Raw genomic sequence first — 25,542 nt, 5'->3', positions numbered from 1 at the left:
TATGATATAAATATAAAGCAGAGCAAAAGAGTCAGAATAAGGGGTGAGAAAATGAAACTATCTACAAAAGGAAGATATGGAGTAAAAGCTATGGTAGAACTTGCTATAAACCATGGTAAATCCCCTCTATCAATAAAAACTATTTCTCAGAGACAAGGTATTTCTGAATATTATTTAGAACAACTTTTTTCTCCTTTGAGAAAGGCAAAGCTTATAAATAGTATAAGAGGTGCTCAAGGGGGGTACGTCCTTGGGAGGGAGCCAAAAGACATAAAAGTTTCTGATATAATGTATGTTCTTGAGGGACCTATAGAAATTGCTGATTGTATTGAAGGGGTATCTTGTGATAACATTGATTGTTGTGCTACAAGGCTTTTATGGACAAAGATTAAAAATAGTATAGATGAAGTTATGGAAAACATAACATTACAAGATATAGTAGATGACTACAATAGAATAAAAGAAAAGAATGAAACTTTAGTTTTAAAGAGGAGTGAACAGTAAATGAGAACAGTATATATGGATTATGCGGCTACTACATATGTTAAGCCAGAGGTTTTAGAAGAAATGATGCCATATTTTACTCAAAAATTTGGAAATCCATCATCTTTTTATGGGATTTCAAGAGAAACGAAGATGGCTATAGATAAGGCTAGAGGTCAAGTGGCTAAAGCTCTTAATTGTGATGTTAATGAGGTTTACTTTACAGGAGGTGGATCTGAAGCAGATAACTGGGCGATAAAAGGAATTGCTTCAGCACATAGAAAAAAAGGTAATCATATAATAACTACAAAGATAGAACATCATGCTGTTCTTCACACTTGTGAATATTTAGAGAAAAATGGTTTTGATGTAACATATTTAGATGTAAATGAAGAAGGATTTATAGATTTAGAAGAATTAAAAAATGCAATAACTGATAAAACTATTTTAGTATCAATTATGTTTGCTAATAATGAAATTGGAACTATTCAACCTATAAAGGAAATAGGTCAAATCTGTAGAGAAAGAAAGGTATTCTTCCATACGGATGCAGTTCAAGCAGTAGGAAATATTCCTGTTGATGTTAAAGAAATGAATATAGACTTATTATCTTTAGCAGGACATAAGATATACGGTCCTAAAGGTATAGGTGCATTATACATAAGAAAAGGAATAAAGATTGACAACTTAATCCATGGCGGTGGGCAAGAAAGAGCTAGAAGAGCTGGTACTGAAAATATTGCTTCTGTAGTAGGATTAGGAAAAGCTATAGAGTTAGCAACTGAAGATTTACAATGTCATATGGAGAAATTATCTTCATTAAGAGATAAACTAATAGACGGAATATTAGAAAAAGTTCCATATTCATATTTAAATGGACCAAGAGGAGATAAAAGATTACCTGGTAATGTAAATGTAAGATTTGAATTTATAGAAGGTGAATCTATACTTTTATCTCTAGATTTTGAGGGTGTATGTGCATCAAGTGGAAGTGCTTGTACTTCAGGATCATTAGATCCATCGCACGTATTATTAGCGATAGGATTACCACATGAAAAAGCTCATGGATCATTAAGATTAACTTTAGGAGATGGATCAACAGAAGAGGATGTTGATTATGTTATTGAGGTATTACCTGGAATTATAGAAAGAATTAGAAATATGTCACCATTATGGAGTGATTTTGTGAAGAAGGGAGAAAAATAATATGATATATACAGATAAGGTTATGGACCATTTTAGAAATCCAAGAAATGTAGGAGAAATTGAAGACGCAAATGGTATTGGAGAAGTAGGAAATGCTAAGTGCGGAGATATAATGAGAGTTTACTTAAAGGTTGAAGATAATATAATAAAAGATGTTAAGTTCCAAACTTTTGGCTGTGGATCTGCTATAGCTTCATCTTCAATGGCAACTGAAATGATTAAAGGTAAAACTTTAGAAGAAGCTTGGGAACTTTCAAACAAGGCTGTTGCTGAAGCGTTAGATGGACTTCCACCAGTTAAGATGCACTGTTCAGTGTTAGCTGAAGAAGCTATTCATAAAGCTATAAATGACTACAGAAAAAATGCTGGATTAAGCACAGAAGGATGGGAATTTGAAGAAACAGATCACGATGAATTACATGATGCTGTTCATGGTCATGAATAAAATTTAAGGTGTGAGTTAATGAAAAAGAAAGTAGTTATAGGTATGAGCGGCGGAGTAGATAGTTCCGTTGCTGCTTACCTTTTAAAAGAGCAAGGTTATGATGTTATTGGTGTAACAATGCAAATATGGCAAGAAGATAATGAGTATACAGAGAGAGAAGGTGGATGCTGTTCACTTTCTGCTGTTGATGATGCAAGAAGAGTTGCGGATAAAATAGGTATTCCTTTCTATGTAATGAACTTTAGAGATAGTTTTAAGGAAAAAGTTATTGATTATTTCGTTCAAGAATATATAGATGGAAAGACTCCTAATCCTTGTATAGCTTGTAATAAACATTTGAAATTTGATGAGTTATTAAGAAAAGCAAAAGGGATTGGTGCTGATTATGTAGCAACAGGTCATTATGCAAAGATAGAAGAGAAAGATGGAAGGTATCTTTTAATTCGTTCTGATGATGATAGAAAAGATCAAACATATGCATTATATAATTTTACTCAAGATCAATTAGCACATACATTAATGCCTTGTGGAGAATATACAAAAGACAGAATTAGAGAGATCGCTAAAGAAATCGGATTAGCGGTACATAATAAAAAGGATAGTGAAGAAATATGTTTTATTCCAGACAATAATCACGGACGATATATTTCAGAAGCTAGACCTTTAGAGGTTGTTCCAGGAAATTTTGTTGATAAGAATGGTAATATATTAGGTAAACATAAAGGTATAGTTTATTATACTATAGGTCAAAGAAAAGGGTTAGGAATAGCACTTGGAAGACCGGTTTTTGTAACTGATATAAATCCACAAACTAATGAAGTAGTTCTAGGACCAGAGATAGATATATTTAAAACAGATCTTGTTGCCAAAGATGTTAATTTTATTCCTTTTGATAAATTAGAGGGCGAACTAACTGTTGAAGCGAAGGTTAGATATTCAGGAAGACCAGCAGAAGCCGTTATATCACAATTAGAAGGTAATAGGGTTAAAGTTAGCTTTAAAGATAAACAAAGAGCTATAACTAAAGGTCAATCTGTTGTTTTCTATCAAGGTAATATAGTTGTTGGTGGTGGAATAATAGAAGAGATTCTATAATACATTTAGCTTGTAAGAAGTCATTTTATATGACTTCTTTTTTTATTAGAAAAAATAGCTAGTTGTTAGTAATAATATTATTTAGATAAGGCAATAATAAAAAAATAATATTTAAAAGGAGAAAATCTATGTTTAAAACTAGAGATTTTTATTTGATGAAAGTCTATGATACAAATGGAAAGTATCTAGGGGCAATAAGTGATATAGCTATAGATTTTTATGAGGGCAGTATTATAGGTTTTATTATCTCAAGTTTATCTATTTTTAGTAAAAAGAATTTTATTAAAAAAGAAAGTATACTCTCTTTAGAGGATGTACTTATAGTTTCTTCTATTGAAAGTTATAAAGGTCTAACATTTAATAATATTAAATTTATGGATGTTATAGATAATAAAAATGTTATGAAGGGTGTTTTGGAGGATCTTATAATAGATAAGGATACATTTACTGTTAAAGGTATGATAATAAGCTCTGGAGTTATAGATACAATGTTTAAAGGGAAAGAAATCATTTTATCTAGTGGATGTGTTTTATGCGAAAAGTTTATTCTCTATAAAGGGAAGGACTATATTAGGCTTAAAACATTACCTCATAACTTAGGAGGAATAATATCGTGATTAAAAGAAAATATAAATCTATATTAATAAAAATATGTATAGTACTTATTTTTATATTACTTTTATCAATTTATTTTTTTTATGATCCAGTACGTTCTGTTGTAAATTTAATATTAATATCTTTTATTATAGCTTATGCAATAAAGCCTCTAAGAAACTATTTCTGTGATAAGTTTAAAATTTCTAAAAGAATATCATCTTTAATTATAATTATCTTATCCATAGGTTTATTTACTACTATAATATATTTTATAGTTCCTACTATAATTTATGAAAGTGGAAATTTTGGAGTTATGTTAGATAATGTTGAATTGTATTTAATGAATATGGCTAATAAACTTAATTTAAGTGATTTGAGTTTGTTTGAAACTGCATACATTCAAATAAATGAAAAAATAAATTTGTTTTTAGCATCTTTATCAGGAAATTTAATAGACAATATAGCTTCTATTTTAGAAAATTTAGTTGGATTTGCTATAGTTCCTGTAGTGGCATATTATTTTTTGGCTGATGGGGAGCTTATATATAACAAATTGTTATTAATATTCCCAACAGATAAAAGGATATTAATTAGAAAAATAAATGCTAATATTGACAAGGTTCTAAGTAGGTATATTATCAGTCAGTTATTATTATCAGGAATTATTGGTGTGCTAACTTTTATAATGTTAATAATCTTAGGAATAAAATTGCCACTTATATTAGCTATACTTAATGCAATAGCTAATATCATCCCTTATTTCGGCCCAATTATAGGGGGAGCTCCTATAGTATTTATAGCATTAATGCAATCACCTACAAAAGCTATATTAGCTCTAATAGGCGCATTTGTAATTCAACAGATTGAAGGAGATTTGCTTGCGCCTAAAATTACTGGGGTATGTATAAATTTTCATCCTATAATCATTATTATATTGCTTATATTAGGTGGTAAAATTGGAGGAGCTGCTGGAATGATCTTAGCTGTTCCTATATTGGTTATAATAAAAGTGATATATGATGATATTAATTATTACTTATTTTAAGGATAAGAATTGACATAATGCTATAAATAAACTATAATTTGCCTAGGAATAAACAAATAAATATAAAAGACGATGAAAAGAATGAGTAGGTATGTAATAAATATAAAGAGAGGAAGTGGTTGGTGCAAACTTCTTATTTATCATATTGAAGCTATCTTGGAGTCTTTATGCTTTAAGTGATGTGCAATTTAGTACATAATTAGGGTGGTACCGCGGAATTCAAGTTTTCGTCCCTTGTTTTTAGGGATGAAGACTTTTTTATTTTATAAAATTATAATAATAGTAAAAATGGAGGAAATTATATGCAATTCATAGGAGCAAATGATTTAAGAGAGCAATTTTTAAAGTTCTTTGAATCTAAAGAACACTTAAGAATGGAAAGTTTTCCATTAGTACCTAAGAACGATAATAGTTTATTATTGATTAATGCTGGTATGGCACCGCTTAAGCCATATTTTACAGGTATACAAACCCCACCAAGTAAGAGAGTAACTACATGTCAAAAGTGTATAAGAACCGGTGATATTGAAAATGTTGGTAAGACATCAAGACACGGTACTTTCTTTGAAATGTTAGGAAATTTCTCCTTTGGAGACTATTTTAAAAATGAAATTATTCCATGGTCATGGGAATTTGTAACTGAAGTTTTAAAGTTACCTAAAGAAAAACTATACGTAACTATTTATTTAGAAGATGATGAAGCTTATGATATTTGGACTTCTAAAACTGATATAGACCCAAATAGAATTTTTAGATTAGGTAAGGATGATAACTTCTGGGAAGTTGGAACTGTTGGACCATGTGGGCCTTGTACTGAAATACATTTTGATAGAGGTGTAGACGTAGCACCAGTTACAAATGTTGAAGATTTCGTAGCTGCATCTGATGCAGATAGAATAGTTGAATTCTGGAACCTAGTATTTATTCAATTTGATAAACAAGAAGATGGAAGCTATGCTCCATTAAAGAATAAAAATATAGATACAGGTATGGGATTAGAAAGAATTGCAACTATAATGCAAGGTGTTGATAACATATTTGAAATAGATACAGTTAAAAATATACTAAATAGAGTATCTAAGCTATCTGGTGTTGAATACGGAAAAGAAAGTAACACTGATGTATCTTTAAGAATTATAACAGATCACGTTAAAGCTGTTACAATGCTTATATCTGATGGTGTTCAACCAAGTAATGAAGGTAGAGGTTATGTTTTAAGAAGATTACTTAGAAGAGCTGCTAGACATGGAAGACTTATCGGAATTAAAGGCTTATTCCTAAAGGAAGTTGTAGATGCTGTAATAGAAAATTACGGTGGATCATATCCTCAACTAGTAGAAAATAAAGAGTATATTACGAAGATAATAACTTTAGAAGAAGAAAGATTTAATGAGACAATTGATGCTGGTATGAATATATTATCAGGTTATATTGCGGAGTTAGAAGAGATAGGAACTAAAGTTTTAAGTGGTGAAAAAGCATTTAAGCTTTATGATACTTATGGATTCCCTATAGAATTAACAGAAGAGATTTTAGAAGAAAAAGAGATGACTGTTGATTCAGAAGAGTTTAAGAAGGAAATGGAAGCTCAAAGAGAAAGAGCTAGAAGTGCAAGAGGCGAAACTTCGTATATGGGAAGTGAAGAAGTTCCAATAAATAAAGTTAAAGCAGATGTAGAAACTGAATTTATTGGATATACTGATACTATAGGAACAGGAAAAGTTGTAGTTCTAGCAACAGATGAAGAGTTTGTTGAAGAATTATCAGAAGGAAATAAAGGTTATATTCTAACAGATAAAACTCCTTTTTATGCAGAAATGGGTGGTCAAATAGGTGACACAGGTATAATAGAAGGAGAAAATGGAACAGCATTAGTTTATAATACTAAGAAAAATGTTGGTGGAAAAACTATTCATTATGTTGAAGTTAAAAATGGAACTATAAAAATTAATGATGTTGTAACTTTAAAGGTTGATAAGGTTAGAAGAAATAGTGTTTGTAAAAACCATACTGCAACTCACATGTTACAAGCAGCTTTAAAGGAAATAGTAGGATCACATATACATCAAGCAGGTTCATATGTTGATAATGAAAGATTAAGATTTGACTTTACTCACTTCCAAGGGTTAACAATTGAAGAAATTGAAAAAGTTGAAGATTTAGTTAATGAAAAGATAATGGAAGTTGATTCTGTATGCACTAAGTTAATGACAATTGACGAAGCTAAAGCATCAGGTGCAACTGCACTGTTTGATGAAAAGTATGGAGATAAGGTAAGAGTTGTATCAGCTGGTGAGTTCTCAAAAGAATTATGTGGTGGTACTCATGTTAGTAATGTTGGAGAGATTGGTTTCTTTAAAATTATATCTGAGACTGGTGTTGCAGCTGGAATAAGAAGAATTGAAGCTTTAACAGGTAAAAATGCTATAAGATATATGGAAGAAAAACAAAGACTATTAAAAGAAGCGTGTTCAACACTAAAATGTAATGAGAAAGATATCTTAAAGAAGATTGCATCTCAAGGAAATGAAATAAAGGAAAAAGATAAGGAAATAGCTGAATTAAAAGCTAAACTAACTTCAGGTGCAGAAGATGATATATTAAATTCTGCAAGAGATATATCTGGAATTAAAGCTATAGCTTATGGATTAGAAGGCGTTGATGGAAATGCTTTAAGAGATTTAGCTGATAAAATTAGAAGTAAGATGAGTAGTGGTGTGGTAATCTTATTAAGTAATGGTGGAGATAAGGTTAATTTAGTGGCTATGGCAACTAAAGATGTATTAGCTAATGGAATCCATTGTGGAAAGATTATAAAAGAAGTTGCAGCTGTTGTTGGTGGCGGCGGTGGAGGAAGACCGGATATGGCTCAAGCTGGTGGTAAGAATCCAAGTAATATTTCACAAGCTATCGAAGTTGCTTACGAAGTAATAGAAAATTTAGTTAAGTAAAATAGTATACTTTTATAAAGTTTTGTTATATAATTAAGTTAACAATATTTGAATAAATAATCTAAAAGTGATAATACTATTAATAGTTGTAAAAAACGTAAGGGGGTGAGCTGCAAATAAGCAGCACAGTATGGAAAACAATCTTGACAGAACAATGCAATTCAACTTAGGTGTTGATAAAGAAGATTTAACAAAGTCTATATTAACAGATGTATATAAGGCATTAAAAGAAAAAGGCTATAATCCTGTAAATCAATTAGTTGGATATTTAATTTCAGGAGACCCTTCTTACATTACAAGTTACAACGGAGCAAGGGCTTTACTTAGAAAGCTTGAAAGAGATGAAATACTAGAAGAAGTAATAAAATCTTATTTAGAAATAAAGTAGAAAGTGCCCGTTAATCGGGCACTTTTAATTTAAGGAGTTTTTAATGAGAATATTAGGGCTAGATGTTGGTTCAAAGACTATAGGAGTAGCTTTAAGTGATCCCCTAGGATGGACAGCACAAGGAATTACAACTATTAGAAGGACAAAAAAAGAACAAGATATAGAAGAAGTTCATAAGATATGTAAGGAATATGGTGTAGAAACTATAGTTATTGGATTACCTAAAAATATGAATGGAACTATAGGAGAGTCTGGGGAGAGAGTTATTGCTCTAGCAGAAGTAATTAAAGAGAAAACTGGCTTGCCTATAGAAATGTGGGATGAAAGACTAACTACTGTTGCTGCACATAGAGCAATGCTAGAAGCAGATCTTTCAAGAGGAAAGAGAAAAAAGATTGTTGATAAGATAGCTGCAATATACATACTTCAAGGTTATCTTGACAAGTTAAGACTTAGTAAATAAAAAAATGACAATACATTAAAATAAAATTTAAAATGATTCAAAGGAGAAAAAAATGGAAAAAGAATTAGAAAACATTAAATTATACGATGAAGATGGAAATGAAATAAACTTAAAGGTAATAGCTTTTTTTGATGTGGTTAATCCAGATAACGATGAGAAATGTGAATATGTTATAGTAGAAGATGAAGCATATCCAGATGAAAATCCATTTGCTTTAAAAGTAACTAAGGATGAAGATGGAGAAGAAGCTTTTGAACTAATAGATAATGAAGTAGAACTAGCAGCTGTAGAAGAAGCATATAATACTATTTTTATTGATGAATAAATATATGAAGAGGTGTTATGATGGGAGGAATAAGTATTAATATAAATGAACTAAAAGAAAATTTAAAGGAAAAGGGATATAAATTAACGCCTCAAAGAAGAGCTATACTTGATATAATAATAGAAAAAGAAGGTCAACATTTAACTGCAGAAGAGATTTATGATGAAGTAAAGAAAAGATGTCCTGATATAGGTTTAGCAACAGTATACAGAACAGTATTACTTTTAGAAGAAGTTAATGTTATATATAAATTAGATTTAAATGATGGATGTAGTAGATATGAATTAGTTCATAGTGATGAGGAGCATAGACATCATCACTTAGTATGCAATAAGTGTAAAAGAGTTTATGAAGTTCAAGATGATTTATTAGAAGAACTTGAAGAAAGAATAGAAAAAACTTATAAATTCAAGATATTAGATCATAGTGTAAAGTTTTTTGGAATTTGTTCAGAGTGTTGCGACTGTAACGAAGACTTAAAATAAGGGGGAACTCTCGCTTAAAAGCGTGATTGATACATATACAAGAAAGAGATGAAGGAGGGGACATATGAAAAACGAAAAAGCTAAAGTTAAGATTATTCCTTTAGGCGGAGTAAACGAGATAGGAAAAAATCTAACAGCTATCGAATACAAAAATGATATTGTTATAATAGATTGTGGCTTAAGATTTCCAGATGAAGATATGTTTGGAATTGATTTAGTTATTCCAGATATAACATATCTTCTTAAAAATAGAGAAAGAGTTACAGGGATTTTTCTAACCCACGGGCACGAAGACCATATAGGAGCATTACCATACTTTTTAAAGCAATTAAATGTACCGGTATATGGAACAAAACTAACTTTAGGGATAGTAGAAACAAAGCTTAAGGAACATGGATTATTAAGCACAACAGAATTGATTAGGGTTAAACCTAGAGATGTCATAAGACTAAATTCTGTTTCAGTAGAATTTATCAAAACAAATCACTCTATAGCAGATTCAGTTGCTATAGCAATTCATACACCACTTGGAGTGGTGCTTCATACAGGAGACTTTAAGGTTGATTATACACCAATTGATGGTGAACCAATGGATTTTGCAAGGTTTGCAGAATTAGGTAAAAAGGGTGTACTTGTAATGATGGCAGACTCAACAAATGTTGAGAGACCTGGATATACTATGTCTGAAAAAGTGGTTGGTGAAAGTTTAGTTAAAATATTTGGTAAAGCTAAAGGAAGAATTATAATAGCAACTTTTGCTTCAAATATCCATAGAATTCAGCAAATAATAGAGGCCGGTAAAATTTACGGCAGAAAAGTTGCTGTTTCTGGAAGAAGTATGGAAAATAATATGCAAGTTGCTATGGATCTTGGTTATATAGATGTAGATAAAGAAACACTTATAGGTATAGATCATATTAACAAATATAATGATAATGAATTAGTTGTTATTACTACAGGAAGTCAAGGTGAGCCGATGTCAGCTCTTTCAAGAATGGCTTCATCAGATCATAGAAAAGTAAATATAAAACAAGGAGATACAGTGATTATATCTGCGACACCTATTCCAGGAAATGAAAAGCTTGTATCTAGAGTTATTAATCAGCTTTTCAAAAACGGTGCAGATGTTATTTACGAATCTTTAGCACAAATTCATGTATCAGGTCATGCTTATCAAGAAGAGTTAAAGTTAATGCAAGCATTAGTAAAACCAAAGTTCTTTATACCAGTTCATGGTGAATATAGACATTTAAAGAAGCATGGAGAGCTTGCTATGTCAGTAGGATTGCCAGAAAACAATCTTATTATTGCTGATATAGGAGATGTAATCGAGGTTACACGAAACTCTATAAAGAAAAATGGATCAGTGGCTGCAGGGCAAGTGTTTGTTGATGGATTAGGCGTTGGTGATGTTGGAAATATAGTTTTAAGAGATAGAAAACATTTATCTCAAGATGGTATTTTAACAGTAGTAGTAACATTATCAAAGGAAAATAAAGCAATTGTTGCAGGACCAGACATTATATCTAGAGGATTTGTTTATGTAAGGGAATCTGAACCATTGATGGATGAAGCGAGAGATATAGTTAAATCTATATTATTAGAGTGTGAAGAAAAGAAGATAAATGATTGGGCTACATTAAAGTCGAGAGTAAGAGATGAACTTAGAAGTTATCTATATGAAAAGACTAAGAGAAAACCGATGATTTTACCAATAATAATGGAAATATAACTGGAAGTTGACAAGAGGTCAAATAGATAGTAGAATAGCTTATAGATTTGGAAATTGGATACATGTGTATCCAATTTTCTTTTTGGGTAAAATATTTATAGGTTTACATTAAAGCAAAGATAATAATTTAAATAATTTGAAGTTACTCTTTTAAAACTTCTGACAATATAATTTAAAATTATTATTACAAATTTGGAGGAAATATATATGGAATTAATAAGTAGAGATGATATTAGAAATATAGCTATAATAGCTCACGTTGACCATGGTAAGACTACATTAGTTGATGCTATGTTTAAGGAAAGTCACGTATTTAGATCTAATGAAAAAGTTGATGAAAGAGTTATGGATTCAAATGATTTAGAAAAAGAAAGAGGTATAACAATCCTTTCTAAAAATACTGCAGTTATGTACAATGGAATAAAGATAAATATTGTAGATACTCCAGGGCATGCTGATTTCGGCGGAGAAGTAGAGCGTGTACTTGATATGGTAGACTCAGTTTTATTAGTAGTAGATTCATATGAAGGACCTATGCCACAAACAAAGTTCGTTTTAAAGAAAGCATTAGAATTAAAATTAAAACCAATCGTTGTTATAAATAAAATAGATAAACCGAATGCAAGACCAGAAGAGGTTATTGATGAAGTATTTGAGTTATTCTTAGAATTAGGTGCAGATGATGAGCAATTAGATTTCCCAATAATATACGCATCAGCAAGAGAAGGTTTTGCTAGATACAATGTTGAAGATACAAATATGGGAATGGAACCATTATTTAAGACTGTTATAGAAAATGTTGAATGTCCAAAAGGATATATTGATGGACCTTTCCAAATGCTTGTAACAAGTTTAGATACTAATGAGTACTTAGGGAAAATTGCTATAGGTAAAATCCACAGAGGAAAAGTAAGAAAAAATCAACAAGTTGCATTAGTAAGAAAAGATGGTACAACTTCTACTTATAAGGTATCAGGTGTATTTGGATATAATGGATTACAAAGAGAAGAGGTTCAAGAAGCATCTTTAGGAGATATAATTGCTTTAAGTGGTGTTGTTGATGCTAATATAGGTGAAACTATAGCAGATTCACAAAATCCAGAAGCTTTACCATACATAGAAATTGATGAGCCAACATTAAACATGAACTTTATGGTAAATGATTCACCATTTGCAGGTAGAGAAGGTGACTTCGTTACATCAAGACATTTAAGAGATAGATTAATGAAAGAGCTTGAAACAAATGTAAGTTTAAGAGTAAATGAGATAACTCCTGATTGCTTCGAAGTTTCAGGAAGAGGAGAATTACACTTATCTATACTTATAGAAACAATGAGAAGAGAAGGATTTGAGCTTCAAGTTTCTAAACCAAACGTTATATTTAAAACTATTGACGGTAAAAAGATGGAACCAATGGAATACTTAACTATAGATGTACCAGAAGAGTTCATGGGACCTGTTATGGAAAAGATGGGACCAAGAAAAGGTGAAATGGTTAATATGACATCAGCTGTAAATGGTTATACTAGATTAGAATTCAATATACCAGCTAGAGGTCTTATCGGATTCAGAAGTGAATTTATGACTGATACAAAAGGTAATGGTATAATGAACCACGTATTTAATGGATATGGTCCATACAAAGGAGATATTCCAACAAGAAGCAGAGGTTCAATAGTTTCATTTGAACAAGGGGAAGCAATTGCTTACGGATTATTTAATGCTCAAGAAAGAGGTAAGTTATTTATAACTCCTGGAACACCAGTATATGAAGGTATGATTGTTGGAGAGTGTTCAAGAGCAGAAGATATAGATATAAATGTATGTAAAGGTAAAAAGTTAACAAATACAAGAGCGTCTGGTTCAGATGATGCAGTTAAACTTGTACCAGTTACTCAATTAACATTAGAACAATCATTAGAGTTTATAAATCATGATGAATTAGTTGAAGTTACTCCTGTTAGTGTAAGAATGAGAAAAAGAGCATTAAATGCTGCTGAAAGAAAGAGATTAATAAGCAGAAGTAAAAAATAATAGCTAAATTTCTTTAAAATTTCATAAAAAAGTATTATAATAGTGAATAGCCTTTAGGGGCTATTTACTTATATATAGGGGGTATTTATGAATTTTAAATCTAAAAGGTTAATTAAGATTGCAATGGTAACAATCTTATGTTTTATTATCGTAGGTATAGTTGCATTTAAATCTGTAATAGATAAACCTTTAAAAATAGTTTCAGATTATCAGGTAACGATAGATGAAGGTGAAAGTTTTTATAGCTTATTAAATGAACTAAAATCAGAAGGCGTTATTAAAAATACAGTAATTATAAAAGCTTACACTAAAATTAATAGACTTAATTTAGATATTATACCTGGTCAGTACATAATGAATAAAGATATGTCTATTAAGGATATTATTGAACTATTAAAAAGAGAATCAGAAGATAGCTACATAAACTTTACAATACCTGAAGGTTTTACAATTGATGACATAGCAGAAAAATTAGAAAATGAGGGTATATGTAAAAGTGACCAGTTTATTAATGCTGTAAAAGAATATCCTCTACCATCATACATAAAAGAAAATAGTGAAAAAAGATATAACCTAGAAGGTTTCTTATTTCCAGATACATATAAATTTGAAAAAGGTATAAAACCAGAAGCGATAGTTCAAACTTTATTGAATAGATTTGATGAGGTTTGGAATGAAATAATAACAAACCTGGGTGTTGAAGTCAATAATGATGATATTGAAAACATAATTACTGTTGCATCAATGGTTGAAAAAGAGGCAAGAGTAGATGAAGAAAGACCTACTATTGCATCAGTTATATACAATAGAATAAATGAAAATATGACATTGAGTATTGATGCAACTGTATTATATGCTCACGGATATCATAAGGATAAACTTTATTATAAAGATTTAGAGATAGATTCTTTATATAATACATATCTTTACAAAGGATTACCGATTGGACCAATAAGTAATCCAGGAGCACCGTCTATTATTGCAGCATTAAAGCCAGAAGATACAGATTATCTATTTTATGTTTTAGAAAGTGATAATAAGCATTATTTTACAAATAATGATGAAGATTTTATGAAGAAGCAAGAAGAACTTGGATATTAACTAGTAGGAGGAATATAATGAGTGGAATTACCTATGATTACATGGAAGGATATATAAGGTCATTAATACCTGAAAGTGAAGGCAAAATCAAAGAATTAGAAGATTTTGCTGAGGAAAATAAAGTTCCTATAGCACAGAAAGAAACAATAAAATTTCTTGAATTTATGGTAGGGATGAAAAAGCCTTTAAGAATATTAGAGCTTGGTACCGCTATAGGTTATTCTGCTATATTAATGTATGAAGCTGCAGGAACTAATCCACATATAACAACTATTGAGAGAAGCGAGGAAATGATTGGGTTCGCTAAGAAAAATATCGAAAGCTTTGGTTTAGAGAAGAATATAACTATTGAAGCTGGAGATTGTTTAGATGTTTTAGAAAGACTAGAAGAGCCATATGACCTTATCTTTATGGATGCAGGGAAAGGTCATTATAACCATTTCCTTCCTCACTGTTTAAGACTTTTAAAAGAAGATGGAATTATTATAGCAGATAATGTGTTATTTAGAGGTATGGTTGCATCAGATGATTTAGTTAAACGTAGAAAAATAACTATAGTTAAAAGAATGAGAACATATTTAGAGATGGTTTCAAATGATAAAAATTTAGTAACATCAGTAATACCTATGGGAGATGGAATTGCTATTACTAGAAGGAGGTAAAAAATGAGAAAACCTGAAATACTAGCTCCGGCTGGTAATCTAGAAAAATTAAAAATTGCTGTAGACTATGGTGCAGACGCAGTTTACATAGGTGGAGGAAGGCTTAATCTTAGAGCTTTTTCAAATAATTTTACTACAGAACAAATAATGGAAGGTATAAAATATTGTCATGATAGAGGAAGAAAGTTATATGTAACTTTAAATGTTTTCCCAAGAAATCATGATTTAGAAGGGGCAGAAAGCTATATTAGAGAACTTTATGAAATAGGCGTAGATGCAGTAATTGTTGCAGACCCTTCGCTTGTGGCTATATGTAAAGAAGTAGCACCAGAACTTGAAATCCACTTAAGTACACAAGCTAATACTGTAAATTGGAGAGCTGTTAAGTTTTGGTATGAACTTGGAGTTAAAAGAATTGTTTTAGCAAGAGAGTTAACATTTAAGGAAATAAAGACTATTACATCTTATATGCCTAATGGATGTGATATTGAAGCCTTTGTTCATGGGTCTATGTGTGTAGCATATTCAGGAAGATGCTTAATATCTAATTATATGTTAGGTAGAGATGCGAACAAAGGGATATGCGGTAATGTTTGTAGATATAAATATTATTTAGTTGAAGAAACAAGACCAAATGAATACTATCCTGTGGTAGAAGATGATAATGGAACTTATATAATGAATTCTAAAGATTTATGTATGATCAAACATATACCAGAACTTATTGAAAGTGGAATTTATTCTTTTAAAATAGAAGGAAGAATGAAAAGTGAGTTTTATGTAGCTTCAGTTGTTAAAGCTTATAGAGAAGCTGTTGATTCATATTTAAAAAATCCATATGAATATGAATTTAAAGATGAATGGATGGATATCTTAACAAAAATAAGTCATAGAAAATACCATACAGGATTCTATCTTGGGATAAATGGTGAGGAAAATTATGATGAATCATCATATTTAAGAGATTATGATTTAGTAGGTATGGTAAAGGAATATGATGAAGAAACTGGGGTAGCAACAATACTTCAAAAAAATAGAGTTTTTGAAAATGATGAAGTTGAAGTTCTAAGAGCTGAAGATCCATACTTTAAAGTAACACTAACAGAAATGTTTGATATGGATAAGAACGTAAAGACTGATGTAGCTAATAGAGCACATATGATGTTTAAAGCTAAGGTTAATAAACCACTTAAGAAAAATGATATGCTAGTTAAAGCAAGTAAGAAACTTACTTTGTAGAATCATAGAGGAGGACTATTAATGAGAAGACCTGTGTTAATAGGGATTACTGGGGGAACAGGATCCGGAAAAAGTACTATAGCTGACGCGTTATATTCTACTTTTTCAGAAGATTGTATAGCGATGATACAACAAGATATGTATTATAAAGACCAAAGTCATTTATCAATGGAGGAAAGAGTTAAAACAAATTATGACCATCCAATGGCTTTTGACAATGATTTATTAGTTGAGCATTTAAAGTCACTTATAAATGGTGATTCTATTGAAAAACCAAGTTATGACTTTACTGTACATAATAGAGCAAAAGAAACTACAACAATAGCTCCAAGAGATATTATACTTGTTGAAGGAATTCTTATCTTAGAAGATGAGAGAATAAGAGATTTATTAGACATAAAAGTATATGTAGATACTGATGCTGATATAAGAATATTAAGAAGACTTGTTAGAGATATAAATGAAAGAGGAAGAACTGTTGAGTCAGTTATAGATCAATATTTAACTATGGTTAGACCTATGCATATGCAGTTTACTGAACCAAGTAAAAGATATGCAGATATCATAGTTCCAGAAGGTGGACATAATTATGTGGCTATAGACCTTCTTATGACTAAAATTAAGGATATATTGAAGTAATTGTATAAAACACCTTTTTTTGGATAGAATTTATTCAAAGGGAGGTGTTTTATTTTTGTATAAACATGTTATAGATAAGAGAAGAATAATTTTTATTTTAATTATATATGCATCAGTACTAATTTTATTATCAGTACGATTATATTTTCTTCAAGTACGACCATCTACCCAAGTTCAAGGGGAGTTACAAAATCACCAGATAGAAACATTAGCAGAACTTAATTATAGAATTTTAGATACAAATGGAAAAGATTTATTAAGATATAAGAAAAAATATGTTTTAGTAATTGATTCTAAGCCTTTTCAACTTAATAATTATGAAGAAACACTAGAAGATTTATTAGCATTAAATTTTATTATGAAATCAGAGGATCCTGATTTTAATTATTCAGATATAATAGCTTTAAATGGTAAAACTTATTATGATGAAATAACCGAAGAGACATATAATAAAATTAAAAAGTTAGATAATATTAAGGGTATATATTTATATGTTTATGATATGATAGATCGTGATGAGGGGTGGAGAATAGAAAATTTTATATCTAATATTACTGAAGATAATGCAGTGGAAGGATCATTTCAACGAGAAATATTAGATATAGTTGAGAATAATGAATATCCTTCAATTAGCTTTAATTTAGATCAAAAAGCAAATTACACTGAAAGTGTATTAAATTATGGAGAAAATAATAAAAACTTAAAACTTACAATAAATAAAGAGTGGGAAGAAAAAATAAGAAAAGTAATTCTAGATGATTCTTATAGTTTTTTAGATAATATAGGTGTTGTTTTATTAGAGAGTGAAACAGGAAAAATTAGAGCTATGGTACAAAAGGATGAAAGTAAAGCAAATGTAAACTTGGGAATAGGCACCATAGGATATGAACCAGGTTCAATATTTAAAGTATTAACAGAAGCTATAGGTTTAGATTTAGGAAAGATTTCTTCGTCAAGTACGTTTACTTGTGAAGGTAAAATTTGTACTAAGCTAGGTGAACCATATGCACATGGAACTTTAACAGTAGATGAAGCATTACAAGTATCTTGTAATGATATATTTGCTAAGGTTGGAGAATTAGCAGGCTATGAAAATATGATAAAATACACTGAAAAGTTAGGCTTATATCAAAAGGTATTAGGTCTTTCAGGTGAAAATAAAGAAGAGGCAGCAGGGATTAAAGCCACTTATGAAGATGGAATAAGTAATTTTTCAATAGGACAATGTGTAACAGTTACTCCATTGCAAATAGCTGGAGCTATAAATGCGGTTGTAAATGATGGTATTTATATTAAACCAACAATTATAGATTCAATTATAGATAATGATGATAATGAGGTTGAGCATATTGATATTGAAGGAAATAGAGTATTTAGTGAGACAACAGCAAAAATAGTTCAGGATAGTATGACAAATGTAATTTGGAAAGGTACTGGTTATGAAGCTAAGGTAGAAGGAATAAAACAAGGTGGAAAAACTGGTACTTCTACAGGTGAAGGTGGAAAAACTAATCATGGTTGGTTTGCTGGATACTTTGAAATGGATGGTAAAAAATATACTTTGCTCGTAGTTGCACCTAATATTGGAGATAGTCATCCAGATGGAAGAGAACTTGGTGGAGGTAATACTGGAGCTCCAATCTTTAGGCAAATAATTAATTCTCTGAATTCAAATAATTAAATAAAAATAGTATAATAGACGGCTTATTTAAGCCGTCTATTATTTATTCATAAAATTTAAAATTAAATGAAGCAATATTTTTAGAAAACATCATATTATATAATAAGCACTGCTAGGAGGAAAATGGAGTGATATTATTTTCTAATATTATGGAATTCTTTTCTAACAATATTCTTTTAACTGGATATATTTCGGGAAATAATACATTTCCAAAGCCTTTGGACGAAAAGGAAGAGGAGAAGTATTTAGAGTTGTTGAAAGAAGGGGACAAAAGAGCAAAGAGCATTCTTATAGAAAGAAACTTGAGACTTGTAGCTCATATAGTAAAAAAATATTCTTTTCCAAACAAAGATATTGATGAATTAATTTCTATTGGAACAGTGGGTCTAATTAAAGCTATAGATTCTTTTGATGCATCAAAAGGGACCAGATTAGCTACATATGCTTCTAGATGCATAGAAAATGAAATTTTAATGCTATTTAGAAATAATAAAAAGCAGAATAGTGAAACATCATTACAAGACCCTATTGGAGTGGATAAAGAAGGAAATGAAATATGTTTAATAGATGTTTTAAGTAGTGATAAAGACTCTGTTCTTGATAAAGTAGAAGTTAATTTACAGATAAAAGCTTTATATACTAAAATGAGTACAGTATTAACCGATAGGGAATCAGAAATTTTAAAAATGAGATATGGATTGATTGATGGAAGATGTAGAACTCAAAGAGAGATAGCTGGAGATTTGGGAATTTCACGATCTTATGTATCTAGAATTGAGAAAAAAGCTTTAAAGAAGTTAAAAAAAGAATTATCAACTAAATAATACAAAATATTATAAAAAATTAAAATACATTGAATTATTACCATATATTTTATAGAATATATATAACGGCTAGATATTTTAAGCCTATAAGGGGGAGTTATATGTATTTTTTAAAAGAACTATTAGTTAATACATTAGAGTTGGGAGCTTCAGATTTACACTTAACTGTAGCAGTACCTCCTACTGTAAGAAAAAATGGTAAGTTAATTAAAATAGGTAATGAAAATTTATTGCCTGAAGATATAGAGAAATTTGCAAGAGAGATATTAGAAGAGAAATACGAAGAATACCTGGAGATTGGAGAATATGATATATCCTATTCTTTAACTGGAGTAGGAAGATTTAGAGCCAATATATTTAAACAAAGAAATAGTGATGCGATAGCAATAAGAGTAATAGCTTTGAAAATACCGACTCTTGATGAACTTAAATATCCATCGGTATTAAAAGATATTTCAAATAAACAAAGAGGATTGATTTTAGTTACAGGACCAACAGGAAGTGGTAAAAGCACAACTTTAGCAGCTATGATAAATGAAATAAATTCATCAAGACAAGGACATATAATAACTTTAGAAGATCCTATTGAGTACTTACACAAACATAAATCTTGTATAATTAATCAAAGAGAGATTGGAAAGGATAGCAAAAGCTATAAAAATGCTCTTAAAGCGATATTAAGAGAAGATCCAGATGTTATTTTAGTAGGTGAGATGAGAGATCTTGAAACTATTTCTATTGCTATCACAGCAGCTGAGACTGGACATTTAGTTCTTTCAACGCTTCATACAATAGGATCAGCAAAGACTATTGATAGAATAATAGATGTATTTCCTCCATATCAACAACAACAAGTTAAAGTTCAATTGGCGTCAGTTCTGCAAGCAGTAGTATCTCAGCAACTTATAGAGAAGGCTGATGGAAGTGGAAGAACTGCAGCTTTAGAAGTTATGGTTACTACTCCGGGTATTCAAAACCTTATAAGAGAAGGAAAGACTCATCAAATTGAATCTGCGGTTCAAACAGGAAGTAAATACGGAATGAAAACAATGGATATGGCTTTAGCAGATTTATATAAAAGAGGTGAAATAACATCGGAGTCAGCTATTAGTTACGCAGTTGATAGAGAAACGTTAAAAAGGCTTATGATAATTTAAAATTTAAAAAGTAAAATATTAGGAGGGAGTTGTTCCTCCTTTATTTTTTTGAAATTTTTTGAAAAAATATAAAGGAAATAAATAATGTATGTTGAATAAATTAATTGAGTAGAAAAATATATTCATTTAAATTGTATTTTAGAACTACTTAATGTATTTAATTAAAGAATAGTTTATAGTAATTTTCGTGGAGTTTTTTGTTAAATTGGTAAGATATACTTAAAGTCTGCTAAAACCTACAAAATTCTTCAATAAATATATTTTTTCTATTGTTAAATGTATATAAAATGATGTAAAATTATAATAGGATAAGTTTTTAAAGTTAATATAGGTATAATTTAACTTATGCTGTTGAGTATTTTTATGGAATTATTTAAACTTTACTAATAGAGATTTTTAAAGGAGGAATTGTTTTGTTAGATTTTGAATTAGATATGCAAGAATTAACTAATATAAAGGTCATAGGTTGCGGTGGCGGCGGAGGTAATGCTGTCAATAGAATGGTACTTGAAGGATTAAGAAATGTAGAATTTATTGCTGTTAATACAGATAAACAAGCATTATTGTTATCTCATGCTAATACTAAAATCCAAATTGGAGAAAAGTTAACAAAAGGATTAGGTGCTGGAGCTAATCCTGAAATAGGTAAAAAAGCTGCTGAAGAAAGTAGAGAAGAAATTGCTGAAGCGATTAAAGGCGCTAATATGGTATTTATAACTGCTGGTATGGGCGGAGGAACAGGAACAGGTGCTGCCCCTGTGGTTGCAGAAATAGCTAAGTCTATGGATATACTTACTGTTGGAGTTGTTACTAAACCGTTCCCATTTGAAGGTAAAAGAAGAATGAGACATGCTGAAATGGGAATAGAAAACTTAATGCAAAAAGTTGATACATTAGTTATAATACCTAATGAAAAGTTATTAGCTATGGCAGATAAGAAAACAACATTATTAGATTCATTTAGATTAGCAGATGATGTATTAAGACAAGGGGTACAAGCTATTTCTGACTTAATAACAATTCCTGGTGTGGTAAATGCTGACTTTGCAGATATTGAAACTGTAATGAAGAATAAAGGGTTAGCTCATATGGGTGTTGGATATGGTAAAGGAGATAATAAGGCTCAAGATGCAGTAAGACAAGCAATATCATCACCATTATTAGAAACATCAATTGATGGGGCTACTGGCGTAATAATTAACTTTACAGGTGGAGTTGATTTAGGAGCTATAGAAGTTTATGAAGCTGCTGAAATTGTTAGAGAAGCTGCAGATATGGATGCAAATATTATATTCGGGGCAGTTATTGATGAAACTTTAAATGATGAAATAAGATTAACTGTAATTGCAACAGGTTTTGAGGATGATAATGCTAAATCATCATTAAAAGCTAGCGAGCCAAAAATGGAAATAAAAACACCAATTACTCAAAAAGTAGAGGAAGTTGTTAAAGAAGAAGTCGTTTCAAAGGTGGATCCATTATTAGATATTGACAGAGAAAGTGTTAATATACCAAGTTTCTTAAGATCAAGAAGATAATATAATAAATAAAATGAAGTGTTTAAAAGCTATCAAATTAAGTTTTGGTAGCTTTTTATTTTTATGTAATAAAAATAATGTGCTTTATTGTAAAAAAAATTAGACTAAAAAATTAATATTTGAACTTAATTATGACAAAAAAATAATTAACTTAGAAGTATAATTTTATTAAATGAGGAGGGGTGGTATGGAAATTTATGTAGATGTTATAGTTGTAGAAAATTTTATAATAAACTTATTTTTATTATTGATTACTACCAAGTTATTAAAATATCAATATAGAAATATTAATATTTATCTAGCGGCAATAATAGGAGCCATATATACCCTAGTGTTGTTTATAGATATTAAAATGTTATCATCTTTAGTATTCAAAATATTAGTTGCTATGTTGATGATTGCAATGGTTATAAGACCAAGAAGAATTACAAATATAATTAAAGGAACTATAGTGTTTTTCATTAATTCTTTTATGTTATGTGGTTTATGTTTTGGACTTGTAATGATGCAAAATACTTATGTATTAGGAGAAGGCTTTAGTATTAACAACTATTCTATTAAGTGGATACTATTATCTATTATGGTATTTTATATAGTTTTAGTAAGGATTAATGACTACTTGAAAGATAGAGCTACAATTAATAATTTTATATATGATATATATATTAATATTGGTGGAAATATATTAATTTTAAAAGCATTTTTAGATACTGGAAATGAACTTAGAGAAGTAGTAAGTAATTTACCGTGTATAATAATTGAGGATAGGTATTTAAAAGAAATTGATATTAAAGAAAATGATAAATATATAATAAATTATAATACGATAACAGAATGTGGACAACTTGAAGGAATTAAGGGCGATAAGATAATGATAAGGAACAGTTTAAATGATGAGTGGCAAAGAATTGATGCAATAATTTGCAAGAGTCCAATGGTTTTAAGTAAAGACAATGATTATCAAGCGTTATTATCAAGAGGGGTTATATAGGAGGAAGTATGAGAAAAATAATTTTACTATTAAATAAAATTTTATCTAAGTTTAATTTATTTGCTAAAAAAGTATTTTATGTAGGTGGAAACGATGCATTACCACCACCATTAAAGAAAGATGAAGAGGAAGAATTAGTTGAAAAATTAATGACCGGTGGGAGTGAAATAAGAGATATATTAATTGAGAGAAACTTGCGACTTGTAGTCTACATAGCAAGAAAATTTGAAAATACAGGTGTAGGTGTAGAAGATTTGATATCAGTTGGAACTATAGGATTAATAAAAGCAGTTAATACTTTTAATCCTGATAAAAAAATAAAATTAGCAACATATGCTTCAAGATGTATTGAAAATGAAATACTTATGTACTTGAGAAGAAACAGTAAAGTGAAAGCTGAAGTATCATTTTATGAACCTCTGAATATAGATTGGGATGGAAATGAATTATTGTTATCAGATATTTTAGGAACTGAAAATGATACTGTTTACAACTTAATTGAAGATGAGGTTGATAAACAATTATTATTTTTAGCTTTAAAAAATTTAAATGAAAGAGAAAAAGAAATTGTAAAATTAAGATTTGGATTAGATGGTTATAGAGAGAAGACACAGAAGGAAGTAGCTGATATGCTTGGAATATCTCAGTCATATATTTCTAGACTAGAAAAGAAGATTATAAATAGATTAAAAAAAGAAATCAATAAAATGATATAGTTTGTCTTAGTATAAAAGATACCTCTATCGGAAATAATTAAAAATGCAGTATGTTATTTCTTAAAGAGGAGTTGAAGATTTTGATCATTAACAAGGTTGAAATTTGTGGAGTAAATACTTCGAAGTTACCAGTACTTAAAGAAAAAGAAAAGAGGGAACTCCTTCTAAAGATGAGAGAAGGCGATAAAACTGCTAGGGAAACATTTATTAAAGGAAATTTAAGGTTAGTATTAAGTGTTATACAAAGATTTAATAATAGAGGCGAAAATGTAGATGATTTATTCCAAGTCGGATGCATAGGACTTATGAAGGCTATAGACAATTTTGACCTATCACAAAATGTTAAGTTTTCAACTTATGCAGTTCCGATGATAATAGGAGAAATTAGAAGGTATCTTAGAGATAATAATGCTATAAGAGTCAGTAGATCTTTAAGGGATATAGCATATAAAGCTTTATTAGTTAGAGATAGATTAGTTAAAGATAATAATAAAGAACCAACTATTTCTCAAATTGCAAAGGAACTTAATATCCCTAGAGAAGATGTAGTTTTTGCACTTGATGCAATCCAAGATCCAGTATCATTGTTTGAACCGATTTATCATGACGGTGGTGATGCTATATACGTTATGGATCAAATTAGTGATTCAAAGAATAGTGATGACAGTTGGTTAGAAAATATATCTATTAAAGAGGCTATGAAAAAGTTAAATGATAGAGAAAAATTAATTTTAACATTAAGGTTTTTTAATGGAAGAACTCAAATGGAAGTTGCAGATGAAATAGGCATTTCTCAAGCTCAGGTTTCACGATTAGAAAAAACTGCATTAAAACATATGAGAAAATATATTTAGGACTCTTTTGAGTCCTATTTTTTCGCTATTTTTATAATAAATTTATATTAGTAATCATATAAATAATTAAGTAGAATAGGAGGGGTAATTATGGATGAAGATTTAGTTTTATTTTCAACAAATGCTATAAGAAGTATGGAGGTTATCGATATATCTACAGGTTCTAAGCTAGGATATGTTAAAGATTTTAGGGTGGATGTAAATGAGCAAAGAGTTATATCACTAACATTACCATCGCCTACTAAAAGTTGGTTTGGAAAAGAAGAAGATATAGAAGTGCCATGGGAAAAAGTGATTAAATTAGGTGTTGATGTTTTATTGATTGATGGAAGTGATATTCAAAGGGAGTTAGAGCAAAATAGAATCTAGCAAATTTTATTAAAAGATAATATAATATAGTAAAGTACATATGAGAAAGGTTTGATAAATATGAAGTGCCCTTTTTGTGGATTTGACGAAAGCAAGGTAGTTGATTCTAGATCTACAGATGATAATACAACTATTAGAAGAAGAAGAGAGTGTGCAAACTGTAGCAAAAGGTATACAACTTATGAAAAAATTGAGGATATTCCAATTTTAGTTATAAAAAGAGATTCAACAAGAGAAAACTTTAATAAAGAAAAAATCGTCAATGGGCTAATTATTGCATGTCAAAAAAGACCTATTTCTAGAAGGCAAATTGAGGATATAGCTGAAGATATAGAAAAGTCTATATCTAATAAAATGCTGACAGAAGTAGAGACAAAGTTGATTGGTGAAATGATAATGGAAAGATTGAAAAAAATAGATGAAGTATCATATGTAAGATTTGCTTCTGTATATAGACAGTTTAAAGATATAAATACATTTTTAGAAGAAATAAAAAATTTAATGACTAAATAATAAAAAATA

The 25,542-nt window shown here is 29.7% G+C and carries 26 protein-coding genes and 1 other annotated feature; all 26 genes read left to right on the top strand.

Annotation, left to right across the window (positions count from 1 at the left end; genetic code table 11):
• Positions 1–51 precede the first annotated feature (51 nt).
• The 26 genes from LQE93_RS07855 (at position 52) to nrdR (ending at position 25,533) form a co-directional block, all read left to right on the top strand.
• Positions 52–504 carry an RrF2 family transcriptional regulator gene (locus tag LQE93_RS07855; protein WP_055263153.1) on the top strand — a complete coding sequence of 151 codons (453 nt, stop codon included), beginning with the start codon at positions 52–54 and terminating at the stop codon, positions 502–504.
• On the top strand, positions 505–1,689 hold the full coding sequence (gene nifS, locus LQE93_RS07850; protein ID WP_055263155.1) for a cysteine desulfurase NifS: 1,185 nt from the start codon (positions 505–507) through the stop codon (positions 1,687–1,689).
• 1 nt (position 1,690) lies between these two features.
• Positions 1,691–2,134 (top strand): Fe-S cluster assembly scaffold protein NifU, encoded by a 444-nt coding sequence (gene nifU / locus LQE93_RS07845; RefSeq protein WP_042395324.1) that lies wholly within the window; start codon positions 1,691–1,693, stop codon positions 2,132–2,134.
• A gap of 18 nt (positions 2,135–2,152) precedes the next feature.
• Positions 2,153–3,229 carry a tRNA 2-thiouridine(34) synthase MnmA gene (gene mnmA, locus LQE93_RS07840; protein ID WP_186837546.1) on the top strand — a complete coding sequence of 359 codons (1,077 nt, stop codon included), beginning with the start codon at positions 2,153–2,155 and terminating at the stop codon, positions 3,227–3,229.
• A gap of 128 nt (positions 3,230–3,357) precedes the next feature.
• On the top strand, positions 3,358–3,846 hold the full coding sequence (locus LQE93_RS07835; RefSeq protein ID WP_231072921.1) for a PRC-barrel domain-containing protein: 489 nt from the start codon (positions 3,358–3,360) through the stop codon (positions 3,844–3,846).
• Positions 3,843–4,871, top strand: a complete 1,029-nt coding sequence (locus LQE93_RS07830) for an AI-2E family transporter (RefSeq protein ID WP_331000413.1) — start codon at positions 3,843–3,845, stop codon at positions 4,869–4,871. The genes LQE93_RS07835 and LQE93_RS07830 overlap by 4 nt, the downstream gene beginning before the upstream one ends.
• A gap of 63 nt (positions 4,872–4,934) precedes the next feature.
• Positions 4,935–5,109: a binding site (T-box leader), on the top strand.
• A 64-nt stretch (positions 5,110–5,173) separates the two neighbouring features.
• Positions 5,174–7,822 carry an alanine--tRNA ligase gene (gene alaS, locus LQE93_RS07825; protein ID WP_055263163.1) on the top strand — a complete coding sequence of 883 codons (2,649 nt, stop codon included), beginning with the start codon at positions 5,174–5,176 and terminating at the stop codon, positions 7,820–7,822.
• A gap of 130 nt (positions 7,823–7,952) precedes the next feature.
• A complete protein-coding gene (locus LQE93_RS07820) occupies positions 7,953–8,210 on the top strand; it encodes an IreB family regulatory phosphoprotein (RefSeq protein ID WP_032118073.1) in 258 nt (85 codons plus the stop codon).
• Between the two features lie 43 nt (positions 8,211–8,253).
• The gene (gene ruvX / locus LQE93_RS07815; RefSeq protein WP_055263165.1) at positions 8,254–8,673 is read left to right on the top strand and encodes a Holliday junction resolvase RuvX; all 420 of its coding nucleotides are present in this window, start codon (positions 8,254–8,256) and stop codon (positions 8,671–8,673) included.
• 52 nt (positions 8,674–8,725) lie between these two features.
• The gene (locus LQE93_RS07810) at positions 8,726–8,998 is read left to right on the top strand and encodes a DUF1292 domain-containing protein (RefSeq protein ID WP_055263167.1); all 273 of its coding nucleotides are present in this window, start codon (positions 8,726–8,728) and stop codon (positions 8,996–8,998) included.
• A gap of 20 nt (positions 8,999–9,018) precedes the next feature.
• A complete protein-coding gene (locus LQE93_RS07805; protein ID WP_148315727.1) occupies positions 9,019–9,483 on the top strand; it encodes a Fur family transcriptional regulator in 465 nt (154 codons plus the stop codon).
• A gap of 64 nt (positions 9,484–9,547) precedes the next feature.
• Positions 9,548–11,215 carry a ribonuclease J gene (locus LQE93_RS07800; RefSeq protein WP_055263171.1) on the top strand — a complete coding sequence of 556 codons (1,668 nt, stop codon included), beginning with the start codon at positions 9,548–9,550 and terminating at the stop codon, positions 11,213–11,215.
• 207 nt (positions 11,216–11,422) lie between these two features.
• Positions 11,423–13,249, top strand: coding sequence for a translational GTPase TypA (gene typA / locus LQE93_RS07795; RefSeq protein WP_055263173.1), 1,827 nt, complete (start codon positions 11,423–11,425; stop codon positions 13,247–13,249).
• Between the two features lie 87 nt (positions 13,250–13,336).
• Positions 13,337–14,350, top strand: a complete 1,014-nt coding sequence (mltG, locus tag LQE93_RS07790) for an endolytic transglycosylase MltG (RefSeq protein ID WP_231072912.1) — start codon at positions 13,337–13,339, stop codon at positions 14,348–14,350.
• Between the two features lie 17 nt (positions 14,351–14,367).
• Positions 14,368–15,012, top strand: coding sequence for an O-methyltransferase (locus LQE93_RS07785; RefSeq protein WP_055263177.1), 645 nt, complete (start codon positions 14,368–14,370; stop codon positions 15,010–15,012).
• A 3-nt stretch (positions 15,013–15,015) separates the two neighbouring features.
• Positions 15,016–16,251, top strand: coding sequence for a peptidase U32 family protein (locus LQE93_RS07780; RefSeq protein WP_231072910.1), 1,236 nt, complete (start codon positions 15,016–15,018; stop codon positions 16,249–16,251).
• Between the two features lie 21 nt (positions 16,252–16,272).
• The gene (gene udk / locus LQE93_RS07775; protein WP_055263181.1) at positions 16,273–16,890 is read left to right on the top strand and encodes a uridine kinase; all 618 of its coding nucleotides are present in this window, start codon (positions 16,273–16,275) and stop codon (positions 16,888–16,890) included.
• Positions 16,891–16,945: 55 nt separating this feature from the next.
• Positions 16,946–18,571, top strand: coding sequence for a penicillin-binding transpeptidase domain-containing protein (locus LQE93_RS07770; RefSeq protein WP_084758924.1), 1,626 nt, complete (start codon positions 16,946–16,948; stop codon positions 18,569–18,571).
• 128 nt (positions 18,572–18,699) lie between these two features.
• Complete coding sequence (gene sigK, locus LQE93_RS07765) at positions 18,700–19,395, top strand: RNA polymerase sporulation sigma factor SigK (protein ID WP_055263183.1); 696 nt, start codon at positions 18,700–18,702, stop codon at positions 19,393–19,395.
• Between the two features lie 101 nt (positions 19,396–19,496).
• A complete protein-coding gene (locus LQE93_RS07760) occupies positions 19,497–20,552 on the top strand; it encodes a type IV pilus twitching motility protein PilT (RefSeq protein WP_055263185.1) in 1,056 nt (351 codons plus the stop codon).
• Between the two features lie 413 nt (positions 20,553–20,965).
• The gene (gene ftsZ, locus LQE93_RS07755; protein WP_055263187.1) at positions 20,966–22,090 is read left to right on the top strand and encodes a cell division protein FtsZ; all 1,125 of its coding nucleotides are present in this window, start codon (positions 20,966–20,968) and stop codon (positions 22,088–22,090) included.
• A 187-nt stretch (positions 22,091–22,277) separates the two neighbouring features.
• Complete coding sequence (locus LQE93_RS07750; protein ID WP_055263189.1) at positions 22,278–23,081, top strand: sigma-E processing peptidase SpoIIGA; 804 nt, start codon at positions 22,278–22,280, stop codon at positions 23,079–23,081.
• Positions 23,082–23,089: 8 nt separating this feature from the next.
• Positions 23,090–23,797: an RNA polymerase sporulation sigma factor SigE gene (gene sigE / locus LQE93_RS07745; RefSeq protein WP_055263191.1), complete on the top strand. Its 708-nt coding sequence runs from the start codon at positions 23,090–23,092 to the stop codon at positions 23,795–23,797.
• An 80-nt stretch (positions 23,798–23,877) separates the two neighbouring features.
• Positions 23,878–24,651, top strand: coding sequence for an RNA polymerase sporulation sigma factor SigG (gene sigG / locus LQE93_RS07740; RefSeq protein WP_055263193.1), 774 nt, complete (start codon positions 23,878–23,880; stop codon positions 24,649–24,651).
• 90 nt (positions 24,652–24,741) lie between these two features.
• Positions 24,742–25,020, top strand: coding sequence for a YlmC/YmxH family sporulation protein (locus LQE93_RS07735; protein ID WP_055263195.1), 279 nt, complete (start codon positions 24,742–24,744; stop codon positions 25,018–25,020).
• A gap of 60 nt (positions 25,021–25,080) precedes the next feature.
• Positions 25,081–25,533 carry a transcriptional regulator NrdR gene (nrdR, locus tag LQE93_RS07730; RefSeq protein WP_055263197.1) on the top strand — a complete coding sequence of 151 codons (453 nt, stop codon included), beginning with the start codon at positions 25,081–25,083 and terminating at the stop codon, positions 25,531–25,533.
• The last annotated feature ends 9 nt before the right edge of the window (positions 25,534–25,542 follow it).

The organism is Clostridium sp. NSJ-145 (assembly GCF_021044725.1).
Lineage (GTDB): Bacteria > Bacillota > Clostridia > Clostridiales > Clostridiaceae > Clostridium > Clostridium disporicum_B.
Note: the sequence above shows the minus strand (reverse complement) of the source record. Positions and strands in the feature narration are given on the sequence as shown.